Here is a 25,111-nt window from a genome sequence, read left to right as displayed (position 1 = left end):
GTAATCTCGATTATTTATAGTACCTTTGCCTACAAAATAGGACAAAGGTATTTTTGATTCATACAATGGCTGAAGAAAAGATAGACAACGCTTTAGGAGAAGTAAAGAATATAATGGAAAACAAAAGAGAGGATTGGGTTTGCCATTCACAGGCTATAGCTGCAACTATGTCGGACCGGATGGAGGAACTTGGCATGACACAACGAGTGCTGGCTGAGAAAATGAATTGTACCCAGCAGTATGTTTCTAAAGTTTTGAAAGGTCGAGAAAATTTGTCGTTGGAAACCTTATGCAAAATAGAAAATGCATTAGGTATCAAGATATTGCAAGCTAGAATAAATAAGTAGTAACACCATAGCAGGACAAGAATATGTCAACACAAAGCGAAGCGGCATTGGAAGCCGGACTGATAGCCACACTCCGACAAATGGACTACGAGTATGTCCAGATTGTCGAGGAAGATAATCTTTATGCCAATTTCAAGCGGCAGTTGGAGATTCACAACCGCAAACGATTGGAAGAACACGGACGTACTGAGTTTACGGCAGAAGAGTTTGAGAAATTTCTTATCTATCTTGAAGAAGGACTATCGGCAGATTCGTATAGCGGAGATATATGCCAGGCGGATTGATTGTATGATGAGTGGCGATGATAGATATTGTCATAAAAGAAAAAATTTACTTAGAGAAATAATGGCAGCAACAAGATATTATTATTCGGACACGATTTCGATGTTTCTAGACAGGAGCACTGATGAAATTATTGGTAAACTTGCTCTTGCCAGCCAACATGACATCAACGACGAAACCTCTAATTCATGGTTAGAGGAGATTGAGTCGTTGAGAAATGTTCTTGTGCCGTATAAAAACAAAGGTAGTATTTATTTTGAGTACAATATTCCTCGAATGGGAAAACGTGCAGATGTAATTCTTCTTATCAATGAACTTATTTTCATTCTCGAATATAAGACTGCAGATAGTAAGTTTACTCACGATGCTATTACTCAGGTATGGGATTATGCTCTTGATTTGAAAAATTTCCAGGAAGGCAGTTTGGAACGAATCATTGTGCCTATTTTGGTTGCACCATCAGAAAAAGATAAAAATTGTATATTCGTTCTTCATAATTTTGGGGATGATGTTTATGAACCATTGTTGACAAATGCAAATCATCTTGATGAAGCCATTTCTATTCCGTTGTCACAAATTCCCCATAGTGTTATAGAACACTCTGCAGAACGTGATGAGCGATGGGCAAAGAGTGGCTATGAACCAACTCCAACCATAATAGAGGCAGCCGTTGCACTATACGAAGAAAATACTGTAGAAGATATTACGAAACATGGTGGAGATATTGATAAGGCTTCTGCTGAACTTAGACGAATCATAGACTATTGCCGTGAGAATAGTCGCAAAGCTATCTGCTTTATTACCGGTGTTCCTGGTGCAGGCAAAACGCTCATTGGGCTAAATACGGCCATCGACCAATTCAATCGTGGTGAAAAAGCTGTTTATCTATCGGGAAACTTTCCTCTTGTAGAAGTATTGCAAGAAGCGCTTACACGTGACTTTATTCGTCGTGAGAAGATCAAAGCAAAGTTGGAAGGTCGTAAATCATGCACAAAAAAAGAAGCCAAGAGTAAAGTTAAGGCTTTTATCCAAATGATTCACCACTACCGTGACCTCTATCTCGAAGGTACAGAAGTTATTGGAAATGAAATACGACCAAAAGAAGGCTACTTTATCAATCATAAAGATAAGGCTTATATTCCAGCAGAGCATGTTGCCATATTCGACGAAGCTCAACGGGCATGGACTGGTGAAGAACTTAAACGTTTTATGCGAGAAAAGAAGAACATCAAAGATTTTCCTTATAGTGAGCCTGAATATCTCATATCCTGCATGGATCGTCAGATAGATTGGGGAGTTGTCGTTTGTCTTATTGGAAACGGGCAAGCCATAAATAAAGGCGAAGCAGGATTGAAGGAATGGATTGCGTCCATAAACCGCCGTTATCAAGATTGGGATGTATTCATGTCAGAGTTTCTTGTCGAATCAGGGGATATAGATAAAGAAGAATTGGCATTGATTCATAAACAATTGAAGCCTTGTGAGGACCTTCACTTAAAGATGTCAATGCGTTCATTCCGTTCCGAAAAAGTGAGCATCTTCGTTAATCAACTCATAGCCCTTCAAAAAAATGACGCTGCCGCCACCCTAAAAGAATTAGGTAATTATCCTATAGTGCTGACTCGCTCGTTAGAAACAGCAAAGCGGTGGTTACGAAAGCATGCGCGAGGAAGTGAACGTTACGGACTTCTTGCCAGTAGCAAGGCAGAGCGTCTGAAAGCCATTAGTATAAATGTGCGTTATCAACCCGACTTCGTTCATTGGTTCCTCGAAGATGACTCTGATATTCGCTCATCAAATGCTCTTGAAGACACACTTACGGAATTCAAAGTACAAGGTCTTGAAATCGACTGGGCATGTGTGGCTTGGGATGCAGACTTACGTCTTAACAAGGATCATACGGCATGGCAACATTACCAACTTCGTTCAGGCACTATGTGGCAGAACATCAACAAGCCTATCAACCAAGAGTACCAAATTAATGCCTATCGAGTACTACTTACCCGAGCTCGTCAAGGTATGGTAATCGTTGTACCGAATGGTGATAATGGCGTACCTCCTGATGAAACAAGAAAACCAGAATGGTACGATGAGACTTATAATTACCTTAAGGAAATAGGTATTAATGAAATTAAATGATAACAGTTAAACGATAATATGCCACTTAAGTTTATAGATTTGTTTGCAGGATTAGGTGGATTTCACCTTGCGCTTGAACAACTTGGTTGCGAATGCGTATTTGCGAGTGAGATTAACCCGGATCTTAGGCAATTATATGAAAGAAATCATGGAATACCATGTGCTGGAGATATTACTAAGGTAGATATTAAAAATGAAATTCCTGCACATGACATCTTATGTGCAGGTTTTCCATGTCAACCATTTTCTAAAGCTGGGATGCAAGGCGGATTTGAAGATGAACAAGGACGTGGTAATCTTTTCTATAGGATTATGGACATTCTTAATGAACATAAACCAGAATATGTGTTTCTTGAAAATGTCCCTAATCTTAAGTCGCATGATGGAGGTAATACATATAAGGTAATATCTGAACAGTTAAGTACACTCTATGATATTGCTGATGATATAATTTCTCCACATCATTTCGGTATTCCTCAGCATAGGACTAGAATTTACATTGTAGGGCGTCTTAAATCTCTTGGAGGATTACGTAACTTTAGTTTTCCATCTCACGAGGAGAAAATTGAGTGTAATATTCAGTCTATTTTAATTCCGGAAGATGAAGATTACATGTCAATGCGTCCAGCAACAAGACGTCATATTGCTGTATGGCAACACTTTCTAGATATTCTTGCAGAGAATAATGTTCCTATTCCAACTTTCCCTATATGGGCAATGGAGTTTGGTGCTACATATGACTATAAAGGGCGTGCTCCATATTTTCAAACACGTAAACAACTCGAAGGGAAACGAGGTAATTTTGGGCAACCTATACGTGGAAATAGTAAAGATGACTATTTATTTTGTCTTCCTATATATGCGCAGGACAATCCATGTAAAAGACTCAGTGATCAAGATCGTAAATTTTCATTTCCTGATTGGAAAATTCAATATATTACACAAAACAGAAAATTTTATCAAGACCATCAGAATATCCTTCAAGAATGGATGCAGGAAATTCAGCAATCAGGCTTTGAGAACAGTCATCAAAAATTTGAATGGAATTGTGGCTTTGAAGAGCATCCAGACATATATACGAAAATCATTCAGTTTCGAGCATCGGGAATAAGAGTTAAATTACCAACATATTCTCCAGCTCTCGTACTAAATACAACACAGATTCCAATAATTCCTTGGATTGTTACACCAAAAGGCGAACGTGGTAGATATATGACTCGGCGAGAAGCAGCAAAACTTCAATGTATGGATGATCTTCATGAAATACCTGATACTATAGCTAAGGCATTCCGGGCATTTGGTAATGCAGTTAACGTAGAGGTCGTCAAAAGAATTGCTGATAATTTAATCCCGGAGGATAAAAGATGAAACAAATAAACACAGTATCTATTGCACTTAAACCAAATGTTTATAGTACATTTAGGAACTTAAATAATACAGTCTCCAATACTCTAGGAGAGTATGTTGACAATGCGGTTCAAAGTTATCTCAACAATCGTGAATTGCTTTTATCTGTAGAGCCCGATTATAGATTAAGAATAACTATAGCTGTAAATTGGGAACGGAAATCAATTGTAATTGAGGATAATGCTGCTGGTATTGATACGGATAATTACGAACGGGCTTTTGAACCTGCTCATGTGCCTATTGATGATACTGGACTCAATGAATTCGGTATGGGTATGAAAACTGCGTCTGTATGGCTTGCTAATAAATGGCGAGTTTATACCAAAGCTCTTGGTGAATCAATGCAGAGATATACCGAATTTGATTTGCATAAGGTTACAACGGAAGGTAGAGAGGAACTCTTAGTAACGGAAACACCGATGCCAATTGAGGCTCATTTTACCCGTATAGAACTAACAGAATTGTCTAACCATGCACCGACAAGCAATCAGATGGATAAAGTACGTCGTCATTTATCAAGCATTTATAGAAAATTCTTGCGTAGTGGTGAAGTGGAAATTAAAGTCAATGATGTAAAACTGGAAGCACCTTGTTTTGACATTCTTAATGTTCCTTATTATAAAACGCCAAAAGGCAATAGTATACTCTGGAAAAAGGATGTTAATTTCGAAGCGGGTGAATATAAAGCTCGAGGGTTTATTGCAATTCTTGATAAAATTCAAAACAATGCTAATGGTCTTGTCCTAATGCGTAGAGGTCGAGTAATTGTTGGTGGAGGTGATGAACGTTATTTTCCTCAAGTTATATTCGGCTCGCCAGGTAATTTCCGTTATAAAAGGCTTTTTGGTGAACTTGAACTGGAAGGTTTTGAGGTTACGTTTAATAAAAATGGATTTCGTGATGAAGAAGATCTTTATGCTTTTATGGAAGCATTGCGAGATGAACTTAGAAATGATGGATTCAATCTTCTTGGTCAAGCCGATAATTACCGTCAACGCGATCGTGAACAGCATAGTGATATTGCAAAGAATGTCACGAAAGCCCTTAACAAAGAAAGTAAACCGAAACAATTAACTCGATTAGTACAAGAAACCGAGAATAAGATTAACGACCAGCAGCATATTATGCAGTCTGAACAACTTATTCAGCAGGCCGAACGTCTTGGTGGTAATTCGGAATCTTTTACTCTTGGGAAGGAACTTTATACGCTTAATATTGAACTTGTATCTGAAAATGATAGTGATTCAATTTATTCCGTAACAATGGGAGATGTAGACTCTAATGAAAAGACTTTGTTTGATGCAATGGAATCTAAATTAGTTACTTGTAAGATTAACATTGCACATCCTTTTTTTACTCGATTCGATCAATTTAAAAAAGGTAACGACTATATGCCAATTATATCGGTCTTCAAGGCCCTTACACTTGCGGAGTTAATGGCTCCAAATTATGGAGTGCAGTCTGCTTCTAAACTTAGACTTTTGTTCAATCAAAATCTTATGCAATAAAATGGAAATACAGATATTGAATCCTCAAAATACTAACGATTTTACTCCGATTATTGGAGATCGTACAATTGAACTTCTTGACCGTTTTGCCACTAAACTCGACATGGACGAACTTAATACTACAAGAGACGAGACTGTTGACATTTTGTCTTATTGTATTGACCCTAAGCAAAGTGTCCCACAGTCAATTACAAATCTTGTGGTTGGATATGTGCAAAGTGGTAAGACCATGTCTTTTACTTTGTTATCTGCGCTTGCACATGATAATGGTTTTAGAGTCATAATTTATTTTGCCGGAACCAAAAATAATCTTCTTGAGCAAACAACAAAGCGCCTTCGCAAAGACCTTATAAATGGCAATGAAAATGCTGCATATTATAAACTGCATGAGAATCCTACTTTGGATGATGTGCAGAGAATTAGTAATGAGTTTAGGATTACCACTAAGCCAACAATACTCATAACAGTTCTGAAGAAAGACATCCACATAGATCACCTTACGGAGATTTTTCAAAATGTATCAATTAGGAATGTTCTGAAAAATCAAGGAGTAATGATTATTGATGACGAAGCAGATCAGGCAAGTCTTAATGGATACGCTTTCAAAAACAGTAAATCAACTGATTGGGGCGAAGATGAATTTACTGCAACTTATAAGAGTATTCTTGCTTTAAAGTCTGTATTGCCAAATCATTCGTATATTCAATATACTGCAACTCCACAAGGACCGTTACTAATTAGCATTCTTGACCTTCTTTCTCCGAAACATCACAAAGTTCTTACACCAGGCAAAAAGTATACTGGAGGCAAAACTTTTTTCAAAGATGAACCTGGTCTAATCCTGACTATCCAAGATAATGAGGTTTACCATAGTAAAAGGAATAATCTGCCATGCTGCCCTCAATCTCTGAAAGATGCACTTATTCTTCATATAATGAGTGTAGCGATTATAGTCAAAATTAAAAAGCGTGAGCCATTTCTTTCAATGATGGTTCATGCAGATAAGGAACAAGATGCTAGTGAGAAATTTCATGGGTGGATTAAAAATATTGTAAGCGTTTGGACTGATATGCTTAATGCAGGTTCTCAAGACTTGGCATATACAGATTTTATTAAGGAATTTAAATCAATGTATCCAGAAGCGATACGTGAGTATCAGAGCCATGTTGAGGACTATCCAACATTCGAAGAGATAATGCAGCACGTTCCGGACATCATCTATGAGACTAATCTAATGTTGATTATTAGCCGTAATAAAAAGAAAGGACAGACATCGGAGATAGATTGGGATAGTAGTATTTCTCATATTCTTGTTGGCGCGGATATGCTCAACAGAGGTTTTACTGTTGAGAGGTTGGCTGTTACATATATGCCTCGTCACAGTGTAAGTAAATCTACTGCTGACACGATTCAGCAGCGATGCCGTTTTTTTGGTTATAAACGCAACTATCTTTATTCTTGTCGAGTATATCTTCCAGAAGATACAGCTCTCGAATATAGTGAATATGTAGATCATGAAGAAGAAATGCGCGACTGGCTTAAGAAGAATACAGATCTTCGTAAGGTTGAAAAACTTCTTCTTATATCTCCAAGCCTTAATGCTACACGTAAAAACATTCTATCAAAGGATACAGTTTACTGCAAATTAAATGGTTGGAGAAAAATGAATGCCTTTCAGAATATAGAAGAAAATACTAAATTCGTGGAAGATTTTCTGGGAACGGTATCGTTCAAATCTTATCAACCATATGGAACTGATGACAGGGATCACAGATATGTAAAACTTTCTATAGAACAAGCAATTGATTTTCTTACTAATTTCAACTTTCAATGTGCGCCTGATGCTGCGAGAAAACAGGCGACATTGAGATATATTCAGTATCTTGCCTCGCAAGAAAATAATCCAATGCAATATGTGTATTTCATTCATATGGCATATAGGAATACAATGGGACGTGAGCGTGCCTTTAATTTGGAGAAAAAGACAGTTAATAATATTCACGCAGGTCATGATCCTAAAGGATATCATATATATCCGGGTGATTCAGAAATTAAATTTGAAGATGCTATTTGCATACAATTGCATAAGGTAAGATTGAAGTGTGCAGACTATAAGTGGAACGGCAAGGCGGCATATACTCTTGCTATTTATTATCCCGAAGACTTTGCAGTTAGTTATGTTGAACCCCGAAATTCAGTCAAAAAATATGAATGATGTTTATCAAGTGTTTAAATCCCTCTTAAACAAACCAGTTGAAGAAGGATGCTATGCGGCTGATTCTATACCGTTTGCTTGTCAACATAAAATAGGAATTTCGCCTGAGGGTTATCCAATGTTTTTTATTCAAACGTTGGGTAAAGAGAAAGCTCTTGACATTACAATGGAGTTTATAAAAGTTATGTTTAATCGATCCTGCAGCATTATAGAGAATAATGAAATACGGAGGACTCATGAGTACACAATTGTCTCCTTGAATGCTGGGAATGTTGATTATCAGAAGTATTTTATAGATGTGGTTTGTATTCTTTTGCATGGACTTTCTGATAATGTTACAATCAAGACCCTCAAAATTGAATTAATGAAAATCGCAGACTTGTTCAGTAATTTGAGTAAACCATCAAAGAAAACCTTACAAGGTCTTTGGGCGGAACTATTAGTTATCGAACGATCTAAAAGTCCTGCGTATCTTCTCCAGTCATGGCATGTATCCCCAAATGATAAATTTGATTTTAATGATGGTATAGATAAAATTGAGGTTAAGAGTACTAGAAATGTAAGACGAATTCACACATTTTCTTTAGAACAACTTCATCCTAATGTTAACGCAAATCTTCTTATTGCCTCTGTGTTTGTAATTGAGACGGGACATGGGAGAACTATTTTTGATTTAAAGAATTCTATTTGCAAGAAAGTTTCTGACCTCAAACTTCAATATCGTCTTAATGAAATAATTGTGCAGACTCTTGGTCGTGATTTTGATAAAGTAAATGATGTCAGTTTCGATTATCAACAAGCACTTGACACTATTGCGTTCTATGATTATCAAGATATACCATCAATAGCAATTGAGAATATACCAAAATCACTTTCTAATATTCATTTTGATTGCGACTTGTCGACAGTTAAAACTATACAGGATAAGTGCTTAGAAATAAATGAAAGTTCACTTTTTAAAAGTATACAGATATGAGCAAGATTAACCCAGATACATTGAGGGATTTGTTTCTTGCCGTAATGACAGGTAATCCTGATTTTGAATATGTCAACGGAGAACAACCATTTGTGATTAAGTACAAAGGCCAACGTTATCATATATATATGATTAAACTTACGTCAGCCTATTTTAAATCACGCCCAGACACTACACGCGCGCAACTTAATAGACGTGTTTGTTTTGATGAAATAAAGAAGTCTTCAGATCCTTTCATATTTCTCGGATATGATAGTGACAATGACGTCCTTGTGTGCTGGAATAATAAGATTGCTAAGGCAAGACTTAATGAAAAGAGTACGGTTTCTTTTTATTCTCGCAAGATATATCAAGACCAGATAATTCTTGGTGAACCGAAGCATTTTAAATTAAAAAATGGGGATCAACCATATTTTTTTAAGAGAAAGGACCTTCCGCTCTTTTTGGATAAGGTTAATACGTTGTTCCCTGATATTGCCGAGATTCCAAAACAAAGCGAACGAAGAGAAAAGGAACTGTATTCTACTCCAAATAATAATGCTGAAAATCATCTGAATGATGTAGAACTTTTAGCTTTGTTAAAGCCAATGCTTGTCGGCCCTGCTAAACGTACTCTTGAAGCCGTACAAACCATGATGAATTATTTACGTGATAGATATGGCATTCATATTTCAATGCGTGAATGTACAACGTTTCTGAAAACGTTACATTTTGACATTGTTGACGGTTATGTTTCACATCGGGAAAACCTTAATAATGTGGCCGAAGGGATTAATAATACATCTAAAAAGTAAATAAACATTAACTTTAAAGATGATAAAGTGAAAATCTAGAGTAAGACAGAGTAGCTATTAAATTATGGCAAAGAATATAGAAATACGCAATAGTACAGTTGAGTTTCTCATCTTTATGCTTGAAGGCAAGGAGGATGGGATTCAGGTGATGTATAAAGGTGAGACCATTTGGGCAACCCAAAAGGCTATGGCGCAGCTTTTTGATGTGGGAGTACCTGCAATCAGCAAGCATCTTAAAAACATCTTTGAGAGTGGAGAGTTGGTTGAAAATTCAGTTATTTCCAAAATGGAAACAACTGCTTCGGATGGGAAAAACTATAACACGACCTATTATAATCTTGATGCCATTATCAGTGTTGGATATAGAGTCAATTCTGTTCGCGCTACTCAGTTCCGCCAGTGGTGTACGTTTGTACTCCGGCAGTTTGCCATCCGTGGATATGTGCTTGACCATAAGCGAATGGAGAACGGGGCTTTCTTAGGTGTGGATTACTTTGAGCATTTGCTTGCCGAAATAAGGGAGATAAGGCTGAGTGAGCGTCGTTTTTATCAGAAACTGACCGATATTTATGCTACGGCTATAGACTATAACAAAGATGCTCTGACAACTCGTCTTTTCTTCAAAAAGGTACAGAACAAAATGCACTATGCTGTGCATGGGCATACTGCTGCGGAGTTGATAGTCGAACGAGCCGATGCGAATAAAGAACACATGGGATTGACCACTTGGGAAAACGCTCCGAATGGAAAAATTGTCAAAACAGATGTGTCTGTAGCAAAGAACTATTTGCGAGAAAAAGAATTGGAAGAAATGGGCAGAATAGTCAATGCATCGCTTGATATGGCAGAAAGTATGGCCAAGCGTCATATCCCTATGACAATGGAAGATTGGGCCAAGCGAATAGACAAATTCATTAATTTATTTGAGAGCCCAATATTGCAAGACAGCGGAAAAGTTTCTGCCGAATTTGCCAAAGAGTTTGCTGAATCCGAGTTTGAGAAATACAGGATCATTCAAGATCGTCTTTTCCAATCAGACTTTGATAGATTTGAGGATAATAGCCTTCCTTCATTAGATATGGAATGATTACGGTGCCATTCTGAGGTTGGCAAAATATTCATAGAGATATGGCAGATTCGTTTCGACTGATTGGCAAGTGTTCGGACAATAGTTCTGTGTTCATTATCGAGTATCTGCATTTATGGTGGCCGACATTACTCCGGGATATCAACCTAAAAGCAGGAAAAGAGTTCACATAAGAGTTCATAAAAGAGCCAGTAGGGTTCATAAAAGAGTTCGTAAAAGCATTATTGAAATGCGCTTATCCCTGCCAGCTATCAAACAGAGGATATCCCAACCAAAACATGATTGCGTGGAGAGTTAAGGTATTCTATAATCGCAATAAAGCCATATCCTGCTTGCCTGGTATTGGCAACTTCTCACGAGCGATTCATCGCTTGGGGTATTGAGTTACCCTAACTCAATAAATGTTGTATAACGGGTAAACCCGGACGCAAATTGGCGTATTGATTTCGTCTTTGTCAAGAATGACATATCGAGGCTGGCAAAAATATAAAAGGTCCAAAAAACGCCTTCTTTTCACCAATCAGCTTGCTGAAACATCTGGCACTCTCAAACGACCGCTTGGTCGCTTGGGGTATTAGGCTACAATATAATATACAATAGTAATATGATTGTATTATTCTTTATATCTGTAAGTTTGCAACACTTTTGCAGAGTGTGTTTTTGCAGTGAAAAGAAAATAATGTCACTTGAGTGTCACAAAAGTATGATTTCGGCAAGGCAAAGAAAGAAATCACATTTTTTTTGGCCAGCAAATATATAACAGAAGGTAGGGAAAGATTAATATATAGTTTCTTTTTCCCTACCTTTAAACATATAACTTTACTTTATCATCCGCATATATATAATGCGGATAAATTAAAGTAAAATTCAAATGGAGTCTGTATCCGACTGAATTTTGGCATTAGCAACTTTGATTGCTTCTTGCTTAAATTCATCTTCACCCTTTATAGCATCCAAAACTTTGTCGGCCACCCAAAGGATGAGAAGTTCTTTCTCGTCAATCTTGAAATAGTTAGCTATCTGAATGACCTGAGTACGTTTTGCTCGTCTGTCTCCTCTCTCTATTTTTGAGAACATCGGAGTGTCAATCTCAAGTAATGAAGCCAATTGTCTTTGCAACACTCCATGAGTATCTCTAAGTTCTTTTATCTTTTGACCTAACAACATCTTTATTTCTTTTATATATTTGTTTAACCAATAATTTCCCAATGACCACCTTTATTTGGCCCAACTCTTTTAACGATTCCCTTATCTTGCAGATGTTTGATATTAGTTGCAATCCAACGGCGAGATACACCAAGATTCCCTGCAATTTCAGATAGTGTAATATTTGGATTATTCCTAATTTCATCAATGATTTGCAGTGCAGTTTCTGGTGCACTTTCTAGTGCAGTTTCTGGTGCACTTTTCAGTGCACTACGCTTTGACGCCTTTAATGTTCCATCTTTATGAGCAATATCAGCAATAATATTTCCAGCTGCTTCATGACAAGGAATTGTAATGCGGAAGAACGTGCGGTCTTCATCAGTTATGATTGTCGCACGTGGTGAACCGTTATTCTCCAAAACATTTTGTATGGTTGGAATGCCAGTGCTACGTCCCTCTGTCATATCCAGCTCTTTAAGATATTCTCCCAAGCGACGGTTGCGGTAACGTCGTGAAACAAGAATATCACAACGAGAAATATCAGCTGCCGAGATACTTCTATCAGGGCCACCCACATTTTGGATGGTTATACCATCTGGTTCTACGGTTATCACCACTGGTTCCCACTCCTGATAATCACGGTGATAAAGGCTGTTAGTCACACTTTCCTCTAAAGCCTGATACGGATAAGTGTAGAATTTTCTACTACGATAGTCATCATTGGGTTTGATGATACTTTGCATCACCAGCATACGTTTAAGATATTCCAACGTGCGATCAATGATTTGAGGCACGGAACCAGTGATAACAGCTCCCTCATACAGATTACTTGGATTATTCAACCGCCCTTCAGGGAAATATACTATTTCGACTTGAGTACGCTTGAAGAACTTGCTTGGGTTCTCACAAAACATCATTGCCGCCACGTTGCGAAGCATCCTGTTCTCTTTTGGCCCGACATACAAATCCATCTGCTCTAGAATTTCCTGCAATGGTTTTGTATTGATGTCACTGGCAAGTTTACTTCCCACCTTCACTAGGTATTCACGAAGAAGCAAAGTAGAGATGTCTTCCAAACGAATATCAGGATTCCCTCGTTCATCAAATGGTACACGGCTTGCCAACTCACGTAATTCATCAAGGACTTCACCTTTAGCAATGATGCTGCTTGTGCCACTACGGACATAGAAATATTCCTTGGTCATACTTTTGGCTGTCACATTTTCTGGCACAGAATATGGTCTATTGATTCCAGCAGGACACCATATCACAAGTACGGACTTACCATCAACTTCCTCCACGCTTGTGCGAGGCATATAGTAAGGAGAAATTTTGTTATTGTAGCCTACCATATCCTGAAGAATCCCATCAATCTTTTCTGTAGGTATTCCTTCTACAGGACGAATTGCAACTCCAGTTGCTTCATCTGTATCAACACCAACCACGATGTAACCACCTCCAAGATCATCAAAATCGTTAGCGAACGCACATACGCTGTGGTATATGCTCGCTGGATTCCAACCCTTCTTGAACTCAATCCGGTTTGATTCTATTTTCTGCTTATTTAGCAGATCGTTTATATTTATTGCAAGTGCCATCTTGTTTAGATGTTATATGGCTATTCAATTATAACTTTCCCAAATACGTATGGCAGACGAATCTACCATACGGGTTGTTCAGTTTTCCTTCTTAGGCAAAGAATCTACGCCACTATATTTGCACATCTACCAATCCATCTCTAATATAGCATAAGCAAGCATAAGAACGTCTAACATAATCGACATTATTCCTATCATTAGCGCCAATTTAGGGGATAATATTAGGCTACAAACAGATAGGCTAATAGACAATACACTTACTGCAGACTACCACTTCATTATCTAATGCTATTTCCTTGCATCATTGAGACAGAACGCATCCAGAGCAATGCATACATATGCAATGTATCCCCAATGCGGAATTATCGACAATGTCGTTAATATTAATGATAAAATGCAAATTTTCGATGATTTGTCTGCAATCATCTTTTCAAATGTAGGGAGAATTCTTTTAGAAAAGAACTCTCTAACCTACATACCGATTAAGATTTTATTCTTTCTCATTGTAATAAAGTTATTAAATTTATTCTCCATGAAACTCACTCAAATTGCAGGGTCTCCATGAGTCTCAGCCACTTGACCATTGGCAGAACCTACTCTCCCGCTTTCGCAGTACCATCAGCGCATATAGCCTTAACTTCTCTGTTCGGAATGGAAAGAGGTGATTTCTATATGCCGTATCCACCGTCGCAATATTACTATTCATTATCTTTACGTTTAATATCAAAAGAACGTTCTAATTCCAATTCAGGGCGAGTTAACAAAATCGGCATATGTTTTTGATTGTCAACATTCATTTTTTTAGATGCATTTTTAGCTCTAGTTTTAGCCCATTCTCTCAAATTAGTAATTTGCTCTTTCATTGTTTGTGATAATGGGACTGTTGCCTCAATTGCGTCAATAATATGTTTGGTTTGAAGAATTGGAGTTTTGGGGTTCTGAATATATGCCTCAAACATCGCTTCCTTTATACATTCCTCAATTTCAGCACCATTGAACCCATCAACTTTTTCGCTTAATTTTTCCAATGCAAAGTTGCTTGGATCTTGTCCTTTCTTTAGCAGATGAATTGAAAAAATATTCTTTCTTTCCTCTTTTGTTGGTAAATCAACAAAAAATATTTCATCAAATCTACCCTTACGAAGAAGCTCAGGAGGTAAAAGATTTATATTATTTGCAGTCGCAACAACAAATACCGGCGTGTTTTTTTCTTGCATCCATGTCAATATGGTAGAAAATATGCGAGATGTAACACCGCCATCAGTAGCTCCACTTGATTGAACTCCGCTTAACCCTTTCTCAATTTCATCAATCCAAAGTACACAAGGCGCAACTGCTTCAGCCGTCATAATTGCCTTACGAATATTGTCCTCTGAACTACCAACTAATCCTTGATAAACTTTACCTATGTCTAATCTTAGTAAAGGCATATTCCAAAAGGATGCAATACTCTTAGCGGTAAGACTTTTTCCACAACCTGGAACACCTAAAAGCAGAAGACCTTTAGGCTCTTGTAATCCCCAATCTCGTGCATTTTTCTCGTATGCCATTTGTCGTTTTTGCAACCAATCCTTAAGTTCATCCATACCTCCCACATCTTTCAAACTCTCGTTCTTTGGGAAATAGTCTAAAATACCAGACTTACGAATGATTTGTTCCTTCTCAGCAGATACAATATATGGAGAATTCTTACCTAAGTTATCTTTAACCGCAGCAAGGCAGAATGCTAAATCAGCCTCCATAGAAGTCATACCTAGTGCCGCATCGATAAGACGATTTCTTCGCTCAGATGACAAAATAATTTTGGTATCTCGTTCAACCTGTTGAAGAGTCTTGTCAAGATCATAACGGCTCGGCAGAGGTATATTTAATACCGTCACATATTTTTCAAGTTCTGTAGGTAGTTTGTATGATGCAGAAACAATTATGACATGAGTGTTTGTAAATCTTGCTTTGTCTGCTATAACACGCATCAAATGTTTTATTTTAGTCTCTTCAATATAATTATTGAAGTCCTCAAGAATAAAAACATCTTTGTAAGAACGATCGGAGATGGAGAGGATATATTTCAAAAGTTCCTCTGGTTCTTCCATATTCTCAATTTCTTTGCGAGAGTCCTTATCAACAAGTTTGAGACCTTCTACACAATTCCATTCGTAGATATGATTATGTGTTGAGACATCTGCAACCGCCGTCCTAACCTTCTGTTTTGTTCTTTCATACTCGAAACTTGTAAGGTATAGAACAGGGTAAAAAGCCTTTAGTAAAGCTTCTATCTTCTTGAATACTTCATCCATATAATATTCTATTTATGATTTTGTTCTACTACTGTTACTCTACGAGGCTTCATTTTATGCAAATATTTAGATGGGACATCTTTCCTAGTCATAACTCGCTTATTGCCAAGAAGAGTTTCAAGTTCATCCATGGCATCATGAGCCTTCTCATTAACATCATTAGGTAGATACTCGGAATCTGTAATGATGGTACCGTCCTTGAGTATAGTGAATTTTATTTGGGCAACAGGTTCGTCCTCTGTTTTGTCTTTTGATCTTCCTACCATAAAGAAAGAATACACTTCTTCTTCTGTTGGATGGAACTTATCGTTTGATAGGTATGTAAATCCCTTTCTCTTGAAGGATTGTATGAGAGATTTGCGAGCATATTCAGCATTAAGCCTGTAAAATACATTTTGCAGTTCTTCGACTTTAGTTTTGGCATCCGGAGTGTAATATGTGTTGTAGCTTACTTGGTTGGTAGTCAAGTTCAGTTGTAAAACATATTCACCATACATGTTCTGAGTTTGATTAACGTCAGATATTGTTAGAATATTACCATTGATAGTGTATTCCCACTTCAAAGAGTCACATGCAGACTTTAGGATTTCTGCATTCATGACATTGCTATTGCGAGCAAATCTTGATGATTCAAAACGTGACATACTTTATTTGTTTATGAGGGTTTTGAAGGTATTTCCCAAATTCTTTAAATTAACATTCTCCAATCTAGTTGTACCTTTAGGTATTCTGATAGTTCTGAGTTTTGTTTCCATATTAATGGGACAAATACCCAATAAACGGAATGAATATCCACCAATGCCGATAGTTATATCTAACATTTTTCCGTTCTTATTTGGAGTATAATCAAAAACAGAAAAAACAGATGTAACCATAGAATCCTTTAGTATCTTTTTTAGATACTTCATACCTTCGGTAGGATTTTTGAATGCTCTATTAGCATACAAGAAATTGAGAGCAGATACATATAATGTAACATTCCTTTCATTTTCAAAATTTGACGCATTGATAATGGCCATAGCCTGATCCGACAATGAGCCAAACGTGTTTAATGAGGATACACTGTTTTTATTTGATACGTCTTTAGTTTTGTTCTTACTCTTAGGGAGTTTTTCAAAGTTTGTATATGCTTTCTCTAACTCAGAAATTGTAGTTGAACTAATCGTTAATGCAACAGATCCCTTGATGAGTTTCTGATATAATACACTCGTTGTCTTGAACTCATTCTGGTCAACGAAACCATTAGCATTGAATTGATTAATTCTTTCCATCAGTTCTTCACATTCCTCATACCACGCAGTATTTTTAGCTTGAAGGGTTTTCTCGTCATATTCGGTATAGAAATCAACGAAGATATCTTTGTTTTCGGAAATCTGATAAAGATAGTCAATGCGGTCACTCTTAATTTCCGCAACATCCTTAGGATTCTTGCTCTGATTTATCTCATCAAGAATCCGTTTTGAATAGATATCTGTAAAAGTCTTGATATACTCCTGATGTTTTGATATTGCGACCTGATGATGTACAAGAGCCATCTCCTCTCTACTTACTTTTCTACCAGCACTCACATTATCAAATGAGAGAACATTAAAACTACCATTGAATAAAACACATTGCCCATTTTTTACTTCCAACACCTGTTTGGTATGAAACTTTGGCAATTCAACATAATAGAAGTTCGGATATGTTTTTGACAATCTTCTTATCTCATTCATTACAGCCTGTTCTGCTTCAGGAGAGATAGTTGGTCTATTGTCATACGGTTCTGAGTAGGCAATAAAAATACGTTTGTTCGCTTTTAATAATGGTTCGAACTGCTTAGCACGTACTTTGACAAAACTCCAACTCACAAATGGACTTATTACCCATACTTCATCTGGGTTATCTTTTCTAAATATCTTATCTAATTCAAACTCAAATGAAACTAGATCATATATTGCTTTCTTATGAAGCCTTTCAAGATCATTTCCTTCAATTTCTTTTCCTTCTGTTTCTTCATCCTCACATTTAACAAGTTCAGCCTCTATAGCTTTCTGTACATCATTCTTTTCTTGTTCGTAAGGCACAACAGTCCAACCTCCATCTTCTTCCGAAAGTGTTAATGATTTTTTGATGCATTGTTCAAGAAGGTGTGAAATCCACTCTCTTTCGTTTTGTATAAGTTCAGATAGATGGGGAAGAATTGATTCCTGTGTGTCATCGTATGCAAATACACGGTACTCGTTTTCATCTCTAATTGACTGAAGTATTACAACAAAAATATTAGCTACAATAGATTCTGCACTTTTTAAAGTTGCAGATTGTAGTATGTATCTATTCTTCTCATTCTGAACACTAGGCGCTTGCATCTCAGCAAAAGCCTTAATGGTATGTATATCGTTCAAAGCAGTTGTAGACGAAATAGGGACGGTTTCAAATACAAGCTTAGAAGAAGAAAAATCTGCATCAAGATAGATGTAATCAGGATGTTTGTTGTCATATGAAATGGTAAAATCTTTAGTGTATGTAACAGGGCGTTCGCCCTCTTTAGCAAAGACTTTGCCTTTTTCTGTAAGAGAAAAATATGACTCATCGCCTTCCAACATACCATAACCTTTCATTTTATTAATTGCTTCAAGCAACATGTCTTTTTCTGCGTTATCATGCAAAATGTCAAGCCCTAGAATCTTACCGACTTTTTCAAGTGACGCATCTCCATCGATGTCTATAATACCCACAACGGCTCTTTCTAAAGGAGTAATAGGCTCAGGACGAACGGTAGTTCCATTGTATGTAAAGCGTTCATAGGTGTAATCAATATTAGTGATTCCTATGACACGCTCAGAAGTGCGCTTTACGGATGCTATTGCTTTTGCAATACGAAGTTCGACAGTGGTTTTCATTACCACAGTGTCATTTATATTATCATTCTTTTCCATAATGTCTTAACTCAGCTGATTAATTCCTATTACCTCCATTGCCTGAATTGATGTCCTATAATCTGGATTTTTTGCAAAGAAATCCTTATCACCGACAACAATCAACAATCTCTTAGCACGAGAGAATGCTACGTTAATTCGTTCAATAGCTTTTGCGAATCCGATTTTATCTGTTCGCACAGTAGATATGATAACTATATTTCGTTCCATACCTTGGAAACTATCAACAACGTCTATTTTATACTTGCCTGGACCGAATTTTCCTTCTTTGTGCATTTTCTGAAGTTCTTTTACTTGAGCTCCATAAAAAGTGATAATTCCAATCTCTTCATCCTCAGGACGATTACAATGAGACATATATTCCTTGTAACCATCAGAAGCACGAAGATTTTTAAGAATCTTTTCAATAGCTTTTAGCTCTGCTCTGTTGTAAGGAGAATGACCATTCTTTTCCTCTTTTCCGTCAACATCGACCCAAATCGCATGAACATTAGGGTTTATGAAAGGAGAATTCTCAAGTCCGTGATATCGGCTACCTCTATTGGACCAATCCTCACTATCCATAGAGTCCTCAATACCACATTTTAAACCTCCATCAATGTCATCCTTATAGAAGTGTGTAATACAGTTCATAATCTGCTTATGCATACGGTACTGCGTATCCAGAGTAGACACGAGAGATTGTCTCATTTTTTGTGAGGCCTCAAACAAACGTTTGAATTGGGATTCCTTAATATTCTCCAATTTTTCTACAAGATCTCCTCTGCCAATTTTTCTTATAGCCTCCTTTACCTCATCATCATCGACCATAGGAGGAAGTTGCTTGTGGTCTCCAATCAGAATAATCTTTTTCCCAAGAACCATAGGAATTGCCATTTCAAGAGGTGTAGCTTTAGAGGCCTCATCCATTATGACGACATCAAAATTCATGTCGTAGCTACCGAATATCTGATTATATATTTCACCGAAACTTCTTGAACCACAAATACTACATGTGGCTGCTACAAGGTTAACATTCCTCAAGTATGATTCAGTAAAAGTTCTTCTCACAAATTGATCATTTTCGGTAAGGTCCTGTTTCCATCTTCTGATTACTTGAGAATACTTATCCGAAGAATCCATTTCATTTAAGATAGTATTAACCCAGATATTAACAGCATTATCAGTATTATCTTCGGTCGGTTTTTTACTCCATTCCTGAATCTGAGATAAAAGATATCTCTTGCCTTCACGAACCATTCTTGCTTCTCCATTGATTTTGGGGATTCTAATTGGACGAATACCTCTTTTGCCTTGCAAACGCTCAAGAGCATTATCTACAGCAGTGTTTGTCTGAGAAGTAAGCAAGATTTTGCATGATGGGTTACGAAGAACTTCTTGCCAAATAATTTCGGCAATAACGGTTGTTTTACCTGTACCAGGAGGACCTTGAATGAAAGCAATGTCTTGTGCTTCTATGGCTTTTGCTACAGCTTCACGTTGCTTTTCATTCATATTTGATTCAATTTGGCGCTCCTTGATTTGTTCCTTTACCACTTCAATGTCGGATACAGTTTCAGATGCATACCTTGGGTCAAATAGGAAATTAGATAGATTCGGATTAGTTGCACTTGGAATTATCTTTCCATATCTATTCTTTGTTCCAGGCTTCAATATTCTATCTATTGCATCTTTCTGTCTAGCTATATTTATCGCCTCACCAAGCAATGGAAACTGGATATAGTCATTTTCTTGTATTGAAATTTCCGCTGTTTCCAACTTTTCAATAAAAGATTGGCATAATTCTATTTTTACTGTATTTCTAGTACGTAATGTACAAGTCCCTATCTTCTCTGCCTTTTGAAGCATATCACGCTCTTTCTTTCTGAGTGAAGAAATCTCAGCTTTGTCATCCTCCAAAATAGCCTCTAACAGGCCTGACTGAATCTCATCATAGTCAGAAGATATTAACTTTACCTCTTGGCGACCAAAATCACCTTGAAGTTCTTTCTCATATTCAGTCCTTAAGTCTGCATCTTCGTTAAAAACAATAGTTGTAATACCATTAACATTGTTATTTTCAAATGTCAAATCAAAAACATGAGAATAATCAGATGCTATCTTTTGCATTTTAGCCACTATCCGTTCTCTAGTACTTTCATTGTCAAGAACTAATGTAAACATCAACATGTCTCCATCAATTGACCACTTGCAAGATAGGTCCTGCAAACTATTCTCAATTGCAACAAAAGACTCCTGTTTGTATTCTGGATCTTCATTAAGGAAAGACAATGTAAAAGTCGGAATATATTCAGGATAAAGCACCTGAACATTATTAGGAACACTCAATGCAATCTTGTCCCTAATTTCCTCATAATTGGTTGCATCTATAGGTGAGCAAAATGCACGACCAGTAGCAGTGTTAATTCTTATGTTTGATTCACCTCCAAGTAATCTTGCTATTGACTTCATTACATCTTTGCTTACAGATTTTCTGAAAGTATATTCGTAATCAGAAATAGCACAACGAGTCTTCAAACCGTTCTTTTCATATGCCTTTGACACAGAATATGTCCACCCTGTTGGCTGAACCTCTATTTTTGTTTTATCATGGATAATACCGAAGTATGCCCCATCTTTAGGTGCAAGATTTTTTATAACAGGTACAGCTGAATCAAAACTTGAAACACGGAGCCAAACGCGACAACTATCAAAAGCAAGAGACATCGACTCTAGTTTATCGCAATCAATAGGATGCTTGGTTTGCAATATGATGAATTGTTCATGCTCAATGACTTTTGCTTTAGAATAAATCTTCTTGATAGTTTGAGACAGATCATCCAGTCCATCTTCTACAAATGAGATAGTTAAATTAGTATCTGAAGTACATTTGAGTATATTCCCAAAACGACGTTCAATAATATCTCTTGCATATGATATATCGCTATCAGAAGCGAAAGAGTATCGTCTTCCAACTTTCTTGGGATAGTCAGGATCATAATCCTTCAAAAGAGAATCAAACTCAGAAGTGATGACTTCATTATCGGACTCACTTGATTTAAACGAATAGGCTCCTTTTAAAATGTGAAGTGGCTGAAGGCTCTTCATTCGGTAGCATGACTGCTCTGCTATGGATGATAATTCCATCAATTCATCTTCTGCAAAAGTGCGAAAGCCATCGTAAATAATTGAACACTCCTTGCCATTCTTATTTGAAACGAAACGAGGTTTTGTAATATGCCCATCTAACACCTCATATATACTTTTCTCAAGATCCTGAGCATTTGTTGTTGAGACAATCTCAAGATTAATAACACTAACGTTTTCTTTCCGACGATTTTTCTCAGTCTGAATCTTTCCCACTTTAGAAATCTTTCTAAGTTCCTGTTTGGCTTTTGTTAAAGCCTCAAGGCCCTCAGCATAAGAAGACCATATTGCTTGATCTTCTTCTTTTCGTATCTCCTTTAATGGCCGTTTTAGTGAAGCTATTGATTGTATGAAAGTCTTCAACTCAGACAAACGATTACCCCATTGCATCTCTGTTGCAACATCTATTTCGTCAGAGTAGTTGTCAACAATGCGGATATCACATCGACGTCTGATAAATTCATTATCGTCGCTTGGGATAACAGGTTTTTCTGATAATAAAGTAGGACCAAAGAACGAACGATAAGAACCGTCTATTTGGACGCGAATTGATAGGTCAATATCATCTAGTATAATTAAAAACTGAGCACGAGCATTCTTACCTTTCGAGATTCCATCATTAACGAATACACAGTTATGTATGCCTTCGTAGTTCTTAATAGCATCTTTAAATAGAGTGTCATTTTTTTCATTATGTCTAACTTCGTTGAAGTCAGCATACTTAATTATGATTGGAGCGATATCAGATTCTTCAACAAAGAGTTCTGGTTGAGCGAAGCGTTCAAATTGTTCCATATTTATTACTTTAGATATACAATACTAATGTTTCTGTCGTACATATTCAATTGTGCTCGAACAATAGCGGCATCCTCTATCATTAGAATGATGCCATAATTTTCGAAGGATGCATCTTGTAACGGTGCTCCTATGGCTAAAGCATTTTCATCATATCCAAAACCACGGAACTCCACAATATCTCCTTTAACGCTTAAAATTTTCATACGCTTGGGAGCCATTTGGACATTATTTTTCCATAACGGATGAATACCATCAAGATTATACATAGTTACAGTGTAACCCTCATCACCTTGAATATTTTTTTCTATTACAAGTCTACGATTACAACCATAATTGTGTCCAGAAACGTTTTGCCCGTTTTGAAAACGAATATGATCAGAAGAATCAAACACGACTGCTCCTTTTGGAGGATTATTACAGCCAGCAAGAATACTTTTCAGAAATTTATCCATAGCATTTATTGTAATCTATTTGAATTGTCAACATTTGGACACAAAATTATAAAAAGGATTGCAGATTCACGAAGAAAACTCCGAAAATCTGCAATTCTCTTGTGAAAAAGATTGTTTTCTTATTCGTTTGAAACCAATTGTTACCGTTTTCGTTTAGATGACCCCATATTGCTATCACGCTTCTTCTCTCCCCACGGCATATCCGACGATGAACCACCTCCACCAATTCCAACATGAGTTTGTGCAGGGCCACCAGCCATCAGTCCTAAGGAAGCATCAAGCAACTGCGCTTGCATTTGGCTGACCTGCTCAAACGGTTCAAAGATGGCATTGATAAGTTCATATTCGGTGAATTCATCATTCAAATACTTCTGCATAGCCGGATTTCGCCACTCCGTATATTTGGCATCATCGAATATCTCATCTTTTACCTGTGTCCAAATGTGAACGCTTGGCGATGGTACATGTCTTGGAGAAATGTAAAAGTGAGTGAGCGTAGCCCCTGAAGACAGCCTATAACGATGGGGATTTGCCTTGCGGTCAAGCTCCCTGTTCTTCTCTTTCAGATTCTCGTTCTCCTTTTTATAGGCATCCGATTCTCGGATTGTCTTCTTCAAGGTTTGCTCCAGATTGAAACGGGTTTTCTCACCTTTCTCTACCAATATCTTTTTCTCCATCTCCAATGCTTGGACTCGTTTTTGTAATGATTCAATCTGTGCGGTCTGTTCGACAATGGCGGTTCTTGCTTTTGCCAAGTCACCTTTATTGAATAGACTAAGGATGAAATTCTTACCCTCCTTAGCGGCTTCCTCCTCCTTTTTCAACTTGGCTAATTTTACTTGTCTTGCTTCCGTTTCTTGAATGAGCATCTCGATGTTCTCCTGAATACTTTCCATCTTCTGCTTGTAGTAGTCACAGTTCGAAACATGCTTTGCAATGGAACCGACTACACCACGTTCAAGCCCGAAGCCTTTCATGGCTTCGCCATAGCTGTCCTGGTATTTGGTAAGCATGGAACGATGCATCACATCATCGGCACTCAGCCGTGGCCCTCCTTTTGCGGTACGGTATTTCTTTTGCCCCTCCCTCTCCCGACGCTTACGTTCTGTGGTTACAATAGGAATAATCGTAGCATGCAAATGGGGAGTTTTCTCGTCCATGTGCAGCACACAGGAAACCAAATTCTCCTTCCCGAATGTAGCTTCTAACCAGCGAATATTGGCATTAATCCATTCGGACAATCGCCCCTCCTGCTGTATCTTCATCATTCGGTCATGGCTGCCGGATAAGATTGCACACAGGTGGGTTGTTTGGTTCTTGCCTATCTTACGTTTAAGTCCAGCATTGGCAAGCCGGTTCTTGATGGCACCGTTTCTGTCTTTTACTCCATCGGGGAATGAGAGCAGTTCACGATTGAGGTGTGTCCTCGATGGATCTGCATTTTGAGGAATGAACGGCTTTCCGCTTTTCGTCTGTCTCTCTATGTGGGTGCTTAATCCACTGCCGTTTGAATTGCCACGTTGGATGTGGCATACCGCATATTGGGTCATGATAGTTTCGTTTTAATGTTAGTTTTACTGTTTACTTTACGATGGTCGCTTTATAAAATTCCGTCCTTGCAAACCGTCATCGACGATGATAGGGAAAAGAATAGAACAGGTAGTCAAACGGGTGTCGAGAGGGTTACCCTTTCGCTTATCGGCTTTTTTAGCTGCCACTTGGGCAGCGGTCGTAGAAAAAATGCCGTAATAAGCTATGGAATTTTATAAAATATCCCTCCTTAACCAGCAAGCTGTCCACATCCAACATATCAGATACTCACCACCATTTGGATTTCGCACAATGGATTCCCCACCAATATTCAGGTTCTTATGCGGTTGCAACTTTACTCATCTTTATTCCTATATATATGCACCTTGAATAAAGTATAGTAATCGAAGATAGTGTAGCTAACACTTGAAAAGGGACCCGGGTAGCATTTGAAACGTGTACCACCCGATAGGTTTTGCAAAGTTAATTAA

At 37.5% G+C, this 25,111-nt stretch carries 17 protein-coding genes, 1 rRNA gene and 1 pseudogene; 10 read left to right on the top strand and 9 right to left on the bottom strand.

Features of this window, described 5'->3' with window-relative positions:
• Positions 1-65 precede the first annotated feature (65 nt).
• The 10 genes and pseudogenes from ACESTD_RS10225 to ACESTD_RS10180 all read left to right on the top strand — a co-directional run bounded on the left by ACESTD_RS10225 (position 66) and on the right by ACESTD_RS10180 (position 10,928).
• A complete protein-coding gene (locus tag ACESTD_RS10225) occupies positions 66-347 on the top strand; it encodes a helix-turn-helix domain-containing protein (RefSeq protein WP_100788715.1) in 282 nt (93 codons plus the stop codon).
• Positions 348-370: 23 nt separating this feature from the next.
• Positions 371-586: pseudogene (locus tag ACESTD_RS10220) on the top strand (hypothetical protein); the annotation flags it as partial.
• Between the two features lie 106 nt (positions 587-692).
• Positions 693-2,768, top strand: coding sequence for a DUF2075 domain-containing protein (locus ACESTD_RS10215; RefSeq protein WP_122294987.1), 2,076 nt, complete (start codon positions 693-695; stop codon positions 2,766-2,768).
• A gap of 18 nt (positions 2,769-2,786) precedes the next feature.
• Positions 2,787-4,136 carry a DNA (cytosine-5-)-methyltransferase gene (dcm, locus tag ACESTD_RS10210; protein ID WP_018336498.1) on the top strand — a complete coding sequence of 450 codons (1,350 nt, stop codon included), beginning with the start codon at positions 2,787-2,789 and terminating at the stop codon, positions 4,134-4,136.
• Positions 4,133-5,683, top strand: coding sequence for an ATP-binding protein (locus tag ACESTD_RS10205; RefSeq protein ID WP_018336499.1), 1,551 nt, complete (start codon positions 4,133-4,135; stop codon positions 5,681-5,683). Before dcm ends, ACESTD_RS10205 begins: the two co-directional genes overlap by 4 nt.
• A 1-nt stretch (position 5,684) precedes the next feature.
• Positions 5,685-7,898, top strand: coding sequence for a Z1 domain-containing protein (locus tag ACESTD_RS10200; protein ID WP_122294989.1), 2,214 nt, complete (start codon positions 5,685-5,687; stop codon positions 7,896-7,898).
• Positions 7,891-8,874: a PD-(D/E)XK motif protein gene (locus ACESTD_RS10195; RefSeq protein WP_122294992.1), complete on the top strand. Its 984-nt coding sequence runs from the start codon at positions 7,891-7,893 to the stop codon at positions 8,872-8,874. The genes ACESTD_RS10200 and ACESTD_RS10195 overlap by 8 nt, the downstream gene beginning before the upstream one ends.
• The gene (locus ACESTD_RS10190; protein WP_122294994.1) at positions 8,871-9,668 is read left to right on the top strand and encodes a hypothetical protein; all 798 of its coding nucleotides are present in this window, start codon (positions 8,871-8,873) and stop codon (positions 9,666-9,668) included. Before ACESTD_RS10195 ends, ACESTD_RS10190 begins: the two co-directional genes overlap by 4 nt.
• A 64-nt stretch (positions 9,669-9,732) precedes the next feature.
• The gene (locus ACESTD_RS10185) at positions 9,733-10,755 is read left to right on the top strand and encodes a virulence RhuM family protein (RefSeq protein WP_122294996.1); all 1,023 of its coding nucleotides are present in this window, start codon (positions 9,733-9,735) and stop codon (positions 10,753-10,755) included.
• 41 nt (positions 10,756-10,796) lie between these two features.
• Entirely contained in the window at positions 10,797-10,928 is a 132-nt protein-coding gene (locus ACESTD_RS10180; protein WP_259328031.1) for a hypothetical protein, read from the top strand.
• A gap of 694 nt (positions 10,929-11,622) precedes the next feature.
• Here the strand turns inward: ACESTD_RS10180 and ACESTD_RS10175 are convergent.
• The 9 genes from ACESTD_RS10175 to mobV form a co-directional block, all read right to left on the bottom strand.
• Positions 11,623-11,922: a helix-turn-helix domain-containing protein gene (locus ACESTD_RS10175; RefSeq protein ID WP_196042837.1), complete on the bottom strand. Its 300-nt coding sequence runs from the start codon at positions 11,920-11,922 to the stop codon at positions 11,623-11,625.
• A 23-nt stretch (positions 11,923-11,945) separates the two neighbouring features.
• On the bottom strand, positions 11,946-13,499 hold the full coding sequence (locus ACESTD_RS10170) for an RNA-binding domain-containing protein (protein WP_373158850.1): 1,554 nt from the start codon (positions 13,497-13,499) through the stop codon (positions 11,946-11,948).
• Positions 13,500-14,080: 581 nt separating this feature from the next.
• A 5S ribosomal RNA gene (gene rrf / locus ACESTD_RS10165) occupies positions 14,081-14,188 on the bottom strand.
• 9 nt (positions 14,189-14,197) lie between these two features.
• A complete protein-coding gene (locus ACESTD_RS10160) occupies positions 14,198-15,796 on the bottom strand; it encodes an AAA family ATPase (RefSeq protein WP_373158851.1) in 1,599 nt (532 codons plus the stop codon).
• An 8-nt stretch (positions 15,797-15,804) separates the two neighbouring features.
• Positions 15,805-16,440 (bottom strand): hypothetical protein, encoded by a 636-nt coding sequence (locus ACESTD_RS10155; protein WP_373158852.1) that lies wholly within the window; start codon positions 16,438-16,440, stop codon positions 15,805-15,807.
• Positions 16,441-16,443: 3 nt separating this feature from the next.
• Entirely contained in the window at positions 16,444-18,714 is a 2,271-nt protein-coding gene (locus ACESTD_RS10150) for a hypothetical protein (RefSeq protein ID WP_373158853.1), read from the bottom strand.
• A 6-nt stretch (positions 18,715-18,720) separates the two neighbouring features.
• Positions 18,721-22,635: a DEAD/DEAH box helicase gene (locus tag ACESTD_RS10145; RefSeq protein WP_373158854.1), complete on the bottom strand. Its 3,915-nt coding sequence runs from the start codon at positions 22,633-22,635 to the stop codon at positions 18,721-18,723.
• Between the two features lie 5 nt (positions 22,636-22,640).
• Positions 22,641-23,090: a hypothetical protein gene (locus tag ACESTD_RS10140; RefSeq protein ID WP_373158855.1), complete on the bottom strand. Its 450-nt coding sequence runs from the start codon at positions 23,088-23,090 to the stop codon at positions 22,641-22,643.
• Positions 23,091-23,230: 140 nt separating this feature from the next.
• Complete coding sequence (gene mobV / locus ACESTD_RS10135; protein WP_373158856.1) at positions 23,231-24,640, bottom strand: MobV family relaxase; 1,410 nt, start codon at positions 24,638-24,640, stop codon at positions 23,231-23,233.
• Positions 24,641-25,111: the final 471 nt, after the last annotated feature.

Origin of the sequence: Bacteroides sp. AR20, from assembly GCF_964250605.1 — a bacterium.
GTDB lineage: Bacteria > Bacteroidota > Bacteroidia > Bacteroidales > Bacteroidaceae > Bacteroides > Bacteroides uniformis.
This window is presented reverse-complemented; position numbering and strand designations above follow the sequence as displayed.

Bases quoted from the DNA above. Each gene is read 5' to 3' on its own strand.
- ACESTD_RS10185 (WP_122294996.1), top strand. From the start codon at position 9,733: ATGGCAAAGAATATAGAAATACGCAATAGTACAGTTGAGTTTCTCATC.
- ACESTD_RS10195 (WP_122294992.1), top strand. From the start codon at position 7,891: ATGAATGATGTTTATCAAGTGTTTAAATCCCTCTTAAACAAACCAGTT.
- ACESTD_RS10170 (WP_373158850.1), bottom strand. From the start codon at position 13,499: ATGGCACTTGCAATAAATATAAACGATCTGCTAAATAAGCAGAAAATA.
- ACESTD_RS10200 (WP_122294989.1), top strand. From the start codon at position 5,685: ATGGAAATACAGATATTGAATCCTCAAAATACTAACGATTTTACTCCG.
- ACESTD_RS10160 (WP_373158851.1), bottom strand. From the start codon at position 15,796: ATGGATGAAGTATTCAAGAAGATAGAAGCTTTACTAAAGGCTTTTTAC.
- ACESTD_RS10215 (WP_122294987.1), top strand. From the start codon at position 693: ATGGCAGCAACAAGATATTATTATTCGGACACGATTTCGATGTTTCTA.
- ACESTD_RS10175 (WP_196042837.1), bottom strand. From the start codon at position 11,922: ATGTTGTTAGGTCAAAAGATAAAAGAACTTAGAGATACTCATGGAGTG.
- ACESTD_RS10205 (WP_018336499.1), top strand. From the start codon at position 4,133: ATGAAACAAATAAACACAGTATCTATTGCACTTAAACCAAATGTTTAT.
- ACESTD_RS10140 (WP_373158855.1), bottom strand. From the start codon at position 23,090: ATGGATAAATTTCTGAAAAGTATTCTTGCTGGCTGTAATAATCCTCCA.
- ACESTD_RS10155 (WP_373158852.1), bottom strand. From the start codon at position 16,440: ATGTCACGTTTTGAATCATCAAGATTTGCTCGCAATAGCAATGTCATG.
- dcm (WP_018336498.1), top strand. From the start codon at position 2,787: ATGCCACTTAAGTTTATAGATTTGTTTGCAGGATTAGGTGGATTTCAC.
- ACESTD_RS10145 (WP_373158854.1), bottom strand. From the start codon at position 22,635: ATGGAACAATTTGAACGCTTCGCTCAACCAGAACTCTTTGTTGAAGAA.
- ACESTD_RS10180 (WP_259328031.1), top strand. From the start codon at position 10,797: ATGGCAGATTCGTTTCGACTGATTGGCAAGTGTTCGGACAATAGTTCT.
- ACESTD_RS10225 (WP_100788715.1), top strand. From the start codon at position 66: ATGGCTGAAGAAAAGATAGACAACGCTTTAGGAGAAGTAAAGAATATA.
- ACESTD_RS10190 (WP_122294994.1), top strand. From the start codon at position 8,871: ATGAGCAAGATTAACCCAGATACATTGAGGGATTTGTTTCTTGCCGTA.
- ACESTD_RS10150 (WP_373158853.1), bottom strand. From the start codon at position 18,714: ATGGAAAAGAATGATAATATAAATGACACTGTGGTAATGAAAACCACT.
- mobV (WP_373158856.1), bottom strand. From the start codon at position 24,640: ATGACCCAATATGCGGTATGCCACATCCAACGTGGCAATTCAAACGGC.